This is a genomic window from Pseudoalteromonas maricaloris (genome assembly GCF_024746855.1).
GTDB lineage: Bacteria > Pseudomonadota > Gammaproteobacteria > Enterobacterales > Alteromonadaceae > Pseudoalteromonas > Pseudoalteromonas maricaloris.
Window position 1 is genome coordinate 2495244 of the sequence record NZ_CP024625.1, and the last position, 10689, is coordinate 2505932.

General features: G+C 43.3%; 7 protein-coding genes. 3 read left to right on the forward strand and 4 right to left on the reverse strand.

Annotated features, from left to right (window positions below; all coding sequences use genetic code 11):
* Window positions 1–47: 47 nt before the first annotated feature.
* On the reverse strand, window positions 48–1262 hold the full coding sequence (fabB, locus tag CTT31_RS10845) for a beta-ketoacyl-ACP synthase I (protein WP_211857833.1): 1215 nt from the start codon (window positions 1260–1262) through the stop codon (window positions 48–50).
* A 176-nt stretch (window positions 1263–1438) separates the two neighbouring features.
* Between fabB and mnmC the strand changes: the two genes are divergently transcribed.
* Window positions 1439–3424 carry a bifunctional tRNA (5-methylaminomethyl-2-thiouridine)(34)-methyltransferase MnmC2/FAD-dependent 5-carboxymethylaminomethyl-2-thiouridine(34) oxidoreductase MnmC1 gene (gene mnmC, locus CTT31_RS10850; RefSeq protein ID WP_211857834.1) on the forward strand — a complete coding sequence of 662 codons (1986 nt, stop codon included), beginning with the start codon at window positions 1439–1441 and terminating at the stop codon, window positions 3422–3424.
* 55 nt (window positions 3425–3479) lie between these two features.
* Here the strand turns inward: mnmC and CTT31_RS10855 are convergent, their stop codons facing one another.
* From CTT31_RS10855 to CTT31_RS10865, 3 genes are all read right to left on the reverse strand, one after another.
* On the reverse strand, window positions 3480–3935 hold the full coding sequence (locus tag CTT31_RS10855; RefSeq protein ID WP_260491239.1) for a GNAT family N-acetyltransferase: 456 nt from the start codon (window positions 3933–3935) through the stop codon (window positions 3480–3482).
* Window positions 3936–4175: 240 nt separating this feature from the next.
* Entirely contained in the window at window positions 4176–5567 is a 1392-nt protein-coding gene (locus CTT31_RS10860) for a pre-peptidase C-terminal domain-containing protein (protein WP_211857836.1), read from the reverse strand.
* Between the two features lie 653 nt (window positions 5568–6220).
* The gene (locus CTT31_RS10865) at window positions 6221–7702 is read right to left on the reverse strand and encodes a DUF3612 domain-containing protein (protein ID WP_211857837.1); all 1482 of its coding nucleotides are present in this window, start codon (window positions 7700–7702) and stop codon (window positions 6221–6223) included.
* Between the two features lie 145 nt (window positions 7703–7847).
* Here CTT31_RS10865 and CTT31_RS10870 point away from each other — a divergent pair, with 145 nt between their 5' ends.
* Together CTT31_RS10870 and CTT31_RS10875 are read left to right on the forward strand one after the other, a co-directional pair.
* Window positions 7848–8336, forward strand: coding sequence for an aldolase/citrate lyase/malate synthase family protein (locus CTT31_RS10870; RefSeq protein WP_010379126.1), 489 nt, complete (start codon window positions 7848–7850; stop codon window positions 8334–8336).
* A 94-nt stretch (window positions 8337–8430) separates the two neighbouring features.
* Window positions 8431–10617 (forward strand): cation:dicarboxylate symporter family transporter, encoded by a 2187-nt coding sequence (locus CTT31_RS10875; RefSeq protein ID WP_260491240.1) that lies wholly within the window; start codon window positions 8431–8433, stop codon window positions 10615–10617.
* Window positions 10618–10689: the final 72 nt, after the last annotated feature.

Genomic DNA, 10689 nt, shown 5'->3' on the forward strand with positions numbered 1-10689 from the left:
GCTTAGCCTGCTTTTTTGTGTTTGATATAAAGTTAAGTGTAAAGTGCTTAACCTTTGTACTTTTGCATCACAAGTGTTGCATTTGTACCGCCAAAGCCAAAGCTGTTTGACATCACCGTATTAAGCGGCCCATCACGGCGCTCGGTTACAATGTCTAAACCTTGTGCTTGCTCATCTAGTTCATCAATATTGATCGATGGTGCGATAAAGTCATTATCTAGCATCAGCAAAGAGTAAATCGCTTCATGCACGCCAGCCGCACCGAGTGCGTGGCCTGTCATTGCTTTAGTTGCACTAATAGCTGGAGAATTATCGCCAAACAACTCTTGAATAGCACCTAACTCTTTCACGTCACCAACTGGTGTTGAAGTACCGTGCGTGTTTAGGTAGTCAATCGGTGCGTCAAGACTTTGCATCGCTTGTTTCATACAACGTACCGCGCCTTCACCTGATGGTGCTACCATGTCGTAACCATCTGATGTCGCACCATAACCAACGATTTCAGCATAAATGTGCGCGCCGCGAGCAAGAGCGTGTTCTAGCTCTTCAACTACCACAATACCGCCACCGCCAGAGATTACAAAACCATCACGATTTGCATCGTACGTACGTGATGCGCGCTCAGGCGTTTCATTGTACTTGGTTGACAACGCACCCATGGCGTCGAATTCCATCGCGAGCGTCCAGTGTAGCTCTTCACCACCACCAGCAAAAATAACATCTTGTTTGCCTAGTTGAATTTGTTCAACTGCATTGCCAATACAGTGTGCTGATGTTGCACATGCAGAGCTGATTGAGTAGTTCACACCTTTAATTTTAAATGGTGTTGCCAAACACGCAGAAGTCGTGCTTGCCATGGTACGTGGAACCATATAAGGCCCTACACGTTTAACGCCTTTTTCGCGCAGAATATCAGCGGCTTCAACTTGGTATTTAGACGAACCACCACCAGAACCTACGATAAGGCCTGTGCGTTCGTTTGATACTTGCTCTTCTGATAGCCCTGAATCTTCAATTGCTTGTGCCATCGAGATATAAGAAAACGCTGCCGCGTCCCCCATAAAACGATGTGCCTTACGGTCAACGAGAGATTTTACGTCGATATCTATTTTACCAGACACTTGGCTACGTAGGTTGTAGTCTGCAAATTCTTGGTTAAAAGCAATACCGCTCTTACCTGCTTTTAATGACTCTAAAACTTCTTGCTTGTTGTTGCCGATGCTCGAAACAACACCGATCCCCGTAATAACGGCTCTTCTCATGGGTTTATTCCCTTCGATATTACAAATTATGCGTAGTATACGCTGAATTTTAGCGCCAAGTGGTCAGCTTTCCAGCGTACACATGTACTCTGAACCTAAATAACTAAAAATGCAACCAGACTATTGAGTCGAAAGACAGTAAAATAGTTCCCAAATAGTCGAACATAGAGTCTTTCATGATAAAAAACGCTCAAATACACTTCAACGATGCTGGTACCCCTGTTGCCGATAGTTTTGACGATGTCTATTTTTCCAACGATGATGGGTTAGCTGAGTCACATTACGTCTTTTATACTCAGAACCATATCGACGAGCGGTTACAAAATCATGGCAAAGACCGATTTGTCATCGCAGAAACTGGTTTTGGTACTGGATTAAACTTTCTCAACGCTTGGTATCACTTCAACCAGCGTAGCAAAGACGCATGCGTTAACCAACTCCACTTTGTCTCATTTGAGAAATATCCAATCCATATTGATGATTTAGTTAAAGCGCTACAAGCTTGGCCTACGCTTGCCCCGCTCGCCGAAAAACTTTGCCAACAATACCCGATGGCCCTTGAAGGATGTCATCGCCTAGAGTTTGACGATGGTCAAGTGACCTTAGATTTATGGTTTGGTGATATTCACGATAATTTACCACAGCTAAGTTTTGAGCAAGCCGGATTTGTCGATGCTTGGTTTTTAGATGGCTTTGCTCCGAGTAAAAACCCAGATATGTGGCAGCAAAGCTTATTTGATGCCATGGCCAATATGAGCCGAGATAGCGCTACTTTAGCAACATTTACCGCCGCAGGTTTTGTCCGCAGAGGACTACAAGACGCCGGCTTTGCGTGCAAAAAAGTCAAAGGGTTTGGTCGCAAACGCGAAATGGTGGTTGGAACGCTGAGCCGTGCCAATAAAAACTCCAATACTCCAGCGTATTACAGCACCACACCGCGTAAGCTAGAGAGTATCGCTATTATTGGCGGCGGTATTGCCTCAAGTTGTTTGTTGTATCACCTTAGTAAACGTAATCTTGGCGCAACACTTTTTTGCCAAGACGACGCGTTAGCCAAAGGTGCTTCTCACAATCGTCAAGGCGCGCTATATCCAAACCTGCAAGCAGATCACACGCCATCAAGCGAGCTATACGCCCACAGCTTTTTATATGCAAAGCGCCTTTATCAGCATATTGCAAATACAGGCTACCACTTCGCACACGATTGGTGTGGCGTACTCTTGCAGTCAGTTAGTGAAGCCAAACAAGCGCAGCACCAAAATCTAGCTGAAAAAGCAACTTGGCCGCATGACTTAATTCATGCCGTTGATGCCAAGCAGGCTTCAGTCATAGCAAATACCGCACTGCCCTACGGTGGTCTTTATATTCCAGAGGCAGGCTGGCTAAACCCGGCAGAGGTAACGCAAGCGGTGTTTGATGCAGCTCACGCATTCAAAGCGGTGTCGACTCATTTTAATACTGATATACAAAAGCTTGAAAAAACTGAGAGCGGCTGGCTGTTACACAGTGAAGATAATACATTTGGGCCGTTTTCAGATGTTTTTGTCTGTGGCGGTGAGCACTCTGACCGATTCGAGCAAACCAAACATATTCCTATACACGGCGTTCGCGGTCAGGTCTCTCATGTTGATGCTGGAGAAGGATCACAAAAACTCAATACCGTACTTTGCCATAAAGGGTACTTTACTCCCGCAATGAATGGGCAGCATTGTATGGGTGCGACATTTGAAAAAAATAGCAAAAGCCGAGAGGTAAAAGCCGAAGATGATGCAGTTAACCGCGCCCAGCTTGAACGCTTTTATAAAGACACGGATTTAGCCGCGAGTCTTGGCGAGATCACCTCTGCAAAAGCCGCGGTACGTTGCTGCTTTAACGATCATTTGCCTATGCTTGGTCAAGTCCAGCATAACGATGAGTTTTGCTCGGCGTTTGCTAATTTAAGAAAGGGAAAACACTACGGTTTTGGGAAGCCAGCACTACCCTATCAAGGAATTCATATTGTTACTGGTTTTGGCGCACGAGGACTGTGCAGTGCTCCACTTGCTACTGAGCACTTAGTTGCAACTCTACTTGGCGAAGCAAGACCTTTAAGCGAGCGAGTACATCAGGCAATCCACCCAGCCAGATTGCTCGTCAGGGATTTAATTAGAAGTAAAATCTAATAATGGCTAAGGCATAACATCACCTAGATATTATGCCTTAATCGATATACACCCATTACACGGTAAAGACCTGTCTATTTACGACACCCCAATAGTCGTCTTGATATTGAGATTCGCTGTAGTCGATACCGTTTAACGTCAATGCGTTGCGCCAAAAATTGATCGCGTGATCTGCGCCTTGAATTTGCTTGACTTGCCAATGCCCAGGATACATTTGCCATATTTCGGACATAAACGAAGAACCAAGTTTACGTTTTCTCGCTGTAGACACGATATAAAACTCACATACCTCAAAGGTATTTTGCGCTTTAAAAATATTGATAAAGCCAACCGGATGGCCATTTTCATATGCCAAGTAGCCAAAGTGCTGTTCATCTATTGGCGTATCTATCTGAAATAAACCGTTACTATCTGGTAATTTTTCCGTCAACACTGAAAACTCAGCTTCATATGCTTGCACCAAATTAAAATAGACTTGTGTTAATGAACCCACTACTTGACGAATTTCCAAAATACCGACCTTTACTCAGAATTAGTCGGCGCAACTTACAGCAATAGTGCACAAAGTTAAACAGACAAAATTACTATTTCATCTGAACTTGGAATTAGAAATGAACTAACTAGAATGCATAGATCAAAAATATCATGCGACTCTAGCACGGTACTTTTACTCCGGATATAAAACCCAATACCGGCAACGGCATTGGGTTATGGTTAATATTAAGTCAGAAAAGTAATTGTATTTAGCTGCTTAATACGGGTTATTGGGTAAATAAAAGTTACTCAAGTTTCCGTTAATGGAGAGCGCGAGTTCACCGCTACTATGTGTGTGGGTGTAGATGTTGTAACTCTGCCCCGGCAACACTTTAACCCGCAAAAAGTCTTGATATTGTACTGCTTGACCGCAAGCAAGTGCTGTTCTTTTAGTTTGTGCTGTTTCTTTGAGAATATAAACTTCAGCGCTGCCATCCACGATCCCTTCGCCTTCGCTATTGATGAAAATTGATGTTGCTTCACTCGCTGCAATATTAAAATAGTTACTACTGTGGCGAGCTAAAGATACGGCTGCACGTCCCATTCTGTCACGCTCAGCAAAGTGCGTGTCTGTTAGGGCATTGTCTAGCATGGGGATAGAAACAAACCGACTACTAAAATTCAGTGTTTCGTGACAAAAATCGGTTACTACTTCACTGGAGATAGCACCGAGCACACCATCAGGATCGTAAATACTGTCGGCCAGTAACGCCATTCCAGCTGATGTACCACCAACAACACCTCCCTTATCAAAAACGTGCTGCACCGCGCTTTGGACAGAAGTTCCTTGCCATTTATTTAGATAATCAGACTGATCGCCTCCAGCAAACCAGACAAACTCAGCACTGCGAATAGCCCAATCAACATAAGGGTCATTAGCCTTACTAACAGAATCAATAATTAACGTCTCAACTGAATCTGCCGCCATCAGACCAAGTAAGTAATCATTGTACGCGTCCGTGCCGGAAGTACGCAGTACCACCACATCAGCACCATTACCAATATGAGGAGCTACTCTTTGGCTAAAAGCATTATCAACATCGGTTCCCCCTCCCATTAAGAGCGTGGCACCGTTATCCGGTGTGAGCGTGTTGCACGTGTCTGAGCTATTTCCAGCAAGATAAGCCTTTAATGCCCCAGGTTTTGACGGACGAATACCGTAATTACACTCTCCAGTTGGCGGCGGAGGAGTTTCACCTTGGACAAAATTCACAATCAAATCATACCAACCAGAGCCACTATATCGGGTTAGCTTTATATAATAGGTACCTGCAGTCTCAGCATAAAAACTCCCCGTTTCTGGTATTTGACTCGTTTCCCTACTGACAACTGCTGAGCCTGTTTCTTGATATAAGAACCAGTCAAAATCATCACCAGAGCTATGGTCTAGCGAGATATCTATCGAACCTGGCGCCGCCACATCAAAAGTAAACCAGTCGATATCACCTCTGGATAACTCGCCGCTAATTGTCGTGTTATTACACACTCCACTATTGGCATTACCTTCGCTGTCGTTAGATTCAGTTTCCGTAGTTGAGCAAGCGTAGCTATGGCTTGCAACAAGCATTAAAGCAGCTAGTGATACAAATAGAATGTTATTGTTTTTCATAGTATTTACCTGAATGATATATGTTTCTATGATCCGTACCGTTGCATTGCAAAGCTACGCTGCCGCACACGGTATTTGCACGAAGCGCCCACTGCAACTTATACACTGATGACGATGGCCAAAAGTGCAGAAGTAAGCCTTATACCAATTGAATTAATTCTCTAATCAATTTGAAGGGTGAAATAGCATATTAGCTTCGTTAAAAATTTCTCATTTAGAACAACTAAATAGCAAAATTTTTGCCTTGCTACTAAAGCTATTTCCCCGCTTCAAGATAGATCATTTACTTAATACAACTGGTATTATTAATTTGGTTTTGTGAAAAACCTAAACGCAATTAGCGTTAGAGCTTACATTTGCATTGATACGGAACGTGATAAAACCCGACCAACAAATTGTCGGTGGGAATAGAATTGAAATTCAGGTGAGGCTATTCGTCGAACCACTCACTCAAGTGGTAATTAACGGAACATTCATGCAGATCACTAGGGCGTTGTTTGTTGTAGATGAACATTTACGTCTCCTAGATGATAGTTAAAAGAATGAGTATTAAGCAGATGTAAACAACCTGCATAAAAAATATGGCATGCAACGCGTACCTTTTCAACTTTTATTATCAAAAACTCAACAAAACAATCATCGAATGACGTCAATTACGGACTCTCGACATAACAACTCGGCTTTCTTGGGCAGCTTTTTCCTCGAGTACAGATCACCCTAACAGAGCCCTCAAGCCCTCTTTCAATCCACTGAATATTTAAAATCTTGGCAACACGGAGTAATTGGGTTTTCATATGATAGGGCACCACACTCGCGCCACCATGGCTAATACAAGCTTTTTGTAACTCTCCAATCAAGGCGTCAGCATCAATTCCTTGTGCATTAATAGCAGGATTGAGATCAAGACCCGCGCACAGCACCCTTGGACGATTCGCCACATCAACGATTTTTACTGACTCACAGCAATACAGACGCGGTTTACCATTAACATTCAGGATCGAAAGCTGAGCACTGGCACTATTACTATCATCATGAAATTTACGAAATACGGCCCAGTGTTGACACGGATCGGCAACGCTACGCATATTACCCCAAGGTAAAGGAATGCCATTGCCCCGATACACCGCCTTGAGTTTACCAGCTTGATAAGCATCAAAATAATGCCAATGTGGATAAGGTGAAACCGATGTCATTCTGCGCATTGCAACGGAAGCAGAAATACCAAGTTGCTCATGGACGCGCACATCGTAACCTCGACTTTCGAGTAACTGCCGAAATGGTGTACGGGGACACAATAAGGCCCCTGCGAAGAAGCTCGATTCAAAATCCTGCCACGCGCTCAAAATATCTTGGGCATTTGGAGTATCATGATCGGGGTTATCGTTACTTTTACGACTTTCTCCGGTAGTGAGTACACATTCTAACCCTTCACTATTGTGAAGCACTGCATGGCCAATATGAACGGCTAAATCGTATTTCATTCTCGCGGGATGTGCGTGCAACGCGCGATTTATAAACACCATGTTTGGCTCTTTGAAATAAGAAGTGATCATCCCCTCTCCGTCAGGCGAAGATTGCTCAAACCACTCCACTTTTCGACCTTTTGCTAGCAAAATTGCCATGAGGTCATCACAGCTGAGATAGAGATTTTTGCCTCCCACTTCATCGGCTGCTCGCTCTAAATCAGGAAAGTGGTTTTGATGGTGTTCTTGGTGGGCACGGATCAAAAGGTGCGCAAACTGCCTACCACTGATCCCCGCTTGGGATAGCATTTCTGGGATCGCAATTTGTAATATCTCTTTGGCAAATAGAAAGTTGGGCTCTAAAGCCATCCCCACTATCCCACCGAAATTGCCTTTATCTGGCGCTATCTCCGGTGCTTCTGGTTGACTATCTAAAAACCACTCAATCGGTTTTTGAAATACATTAGAGAAGTTTTCGAGCATCGCTTCGCTTGGCGTACGCTGGCCTCTTTCAATCATTGATAGGTAAGAAACGGAAGGCGCGCTGGCTGGATCTTGCTTAACGCATCGAGCCGATAAGTCTTCTAAAGTCAGATGGTTACGCTTTCTTAGATTTCTTATTTTAGTGCCCAAAAAGTGAGACTTTCTAATTAAGCTTGCAACTTTTGCCATGATTTCACACCCCATTTTTGTGAAATTCACACTGTGAAATTCTTTTTGTGAAATTATTTGAATATTTAACTTACACTCAAAATGTACACGAAACAACCAGAATATATTTCCCAATTTATGACAACATGAACAAGTGAGGTGGATCATGGCAGCGCAATTACAACCGCATACAGAGCAACCAATTGACGATACGAAAGCGCAACAGTCAATGCTGGCAAAACAGTATCTTGATGAACAATGTCCTTTAGAGTTTGGCTCACACATGGAGGTGACAGACTATGTGGTTTACTACAATCACCTGCTTGCGTTTTTTGCCAACGGCACCCATTGTGGTTTAAAAAATTGTAGCCAATTCGTCGCGCTTTGCGGTCACCGTGAAACACCGGAGGCTATTTTGTTAAAACAGGACGATGGCTTACATATTGAAATTACCTTCAATCGCACCGGAATGCTCGGCCAATTTGATAGCGCCCATATCGAAGATATTATCGTCGAAACACCACTGGCGTCTGTGGTTGGTAAAAAGACTAAAACCCAGCTACAAAAACTATGGATGAGCTTTTATCACGGCGTGCAACAACCAGCAGGAAAAGCCTGTTATCGTGCCAAAAATGGGGATGATTATGAACTTTGAGTAAACACTCGATAATTTGTAATCAAATCGCTCAAACATTCAGTAAGTTTTAAGCTAAGCTAATTAAAATACCGCTCTTTTTTCGACTGAGCACATGACTAAATTGCTTAATTTTCTAAAAAACATTAACTGGATGCTTTGGGCGCTCATACTTGGCATTTTTGCTGGTTTAGTTTTCGGTGAACGGTTATCATTTTTAAAACCTATTGGTACAGGTTTTGTAAACCTGATGCAAATCACCATTCTCCCTTATATTGTCGTCAGCCTTATCGTGGGTTTAGGGAAATTTAATCCCGAACAAGTTAAAAGCATTCTTGCAAAAGCAGCGCTAGTCATGATCTCCATTTGGGTGGTAGGTCTTGCTGTGATCTGGTGCTTTATTATGACATTACCAGCGCATGATGCCGGGACCTTTTTCTCCCCAGCATTGGTCGCCGCAGCTCCCGAAGTAGACTTCGTTAAACATTATATTCCCTCTAATCCTTTTGCTTCTATGGCAGAAGGTAATGTACCGGCCTTAGTCATATTTTGTATTGCGCTAGGCATGGCGCTTATTTCTAATCAAAAGAAAAACCGTTTACTCGATGTGTTAGAAGTCGTTGGTCAAGGTCTGTCGGTGATTTCCAAGAAGATCATTGCCATCTTCCCTATCGGCATTTTTGCGATGACAGCAAGCACCGCTGGCACCATGAGCGCAGAAGAACTGTCTGAATTACAAGTGTACTGGGTTGTCGTTTTATGTGTCGGCGTGTACTTGATGTTAGTACTACTACCTATGCTTGTTGCTGCACTCACCCCTGTTAAGTACCGCGACCTCATCATGGTTATGCGCAATGCATGGATCACCGCATTTAGTACCGGAAACGTTTTTATTGTATTGCCGGTGATCACCGAGGGGATCAAAGATCATTTACGCAAAATAAAACAAAGCGACGAAAGCTCTGATCACATCGCTGAGGTGTTAGTGCCTATCGCTTATACCTTCCCGAGTTTAGGAAAGCTTACGACCCTCATTTTTGTCTCTTTTGCAGCATGGCTTACCGGCAACCAAATCGGCATCGAACAAATTCCTAATGTGTCTTTATCGGCGATGCTAAGTTACTTTGCAAACGTACATATCGCGATTCCCTATTTGCTCGATACCTTGCGTGTCCCGGCTGATACTTATCAGTTATATTTATCGATGTCAGTACTCACCGCAAAAGTGGTTTCACCGACCACTGTGGTATATATCTTCGCATTTGTATTTTTATGTATTTTCATCAACCGCAGGCAATTACACCTAAAACGCGTGCGCTCGATTTATTATTTAACGCTACTATCTGCACTACTCCCAGCATTCATGTTGTTGAGTTTTACAGCAAATAATTACCTTGGTAAGCAAACTAAATCGGCCGATGAGGCTATAGCTAATATGGTGATCTCGGATACCGTACCTGCTCATGTGCTTAGCTATGTCCCTAAAGCATACCAAAGCGGTGAGTTGTCTTTGACAAATATCGATGTGATTAAAAAACGTAACTTGCTGCGTGTTGGATATCTTATCGATAATGTGCCGTTTAGTTACTTTAATCAAAAAGACCAGTTAGTGGGTTTTGATGTCAGCCTCGCACATAGGCTCGCATCCGACCTTGGGGTTAAAATCGAGTTTATTCCTTTTAAAAAGCCACAACTGGCAGAGTATCTCAACAAGGGATATTTCGATATTGCAATGTCCGGCCTTGAAATTAATATTGCCGACTTACAAAGCGTGCGCTTTAGTGACAAGGTGTTGGAGCTGCAACTGGCGCTCTTGGCCAAAGATCATGATTTAAAGAAATTTGCTGACAAGTCAGCCCTACTTACGCTTGATAAGCTGAATTTAGCCCACGTTGAGTATGCTCCGCTACTCAAACAATTAGCGCAGCAAAATCCTAAGGTAAAAGTATCCAGCATTAACAATCTGCAAAGCTATTTTAAGCACCCAGAAAAATATGACGCCTTAGTGATCAGCGCAGAGGCGGGCTTCGCATGGAGCATGTTCTACCCTGAATTTGGTGTTGTGGTACCGGAAGGGGCGAGTTTGAAATACCCCGTTGGATTCGCTGTCGCCAAGCGTAATCAAGATTTACTGAGTTATGTAAATGCTTGGCTGACTATCCAGCATACCAATGGCCGTATTGAAAAAACTTATGATTACTGGATCTTAGGAAAAGGTAGTGTACAAAAGCAAACTCGCTGGTCGTTAATGGATGAACTGGAAATCGACCCCAACACACTTATTGATAAACTGAAGTTTTAATACCAACGGAATAAAAAACGCCGTCAGTTAACACGTTAACTGACGGCAAGTCTACTCACTGGGCGAGCTAGC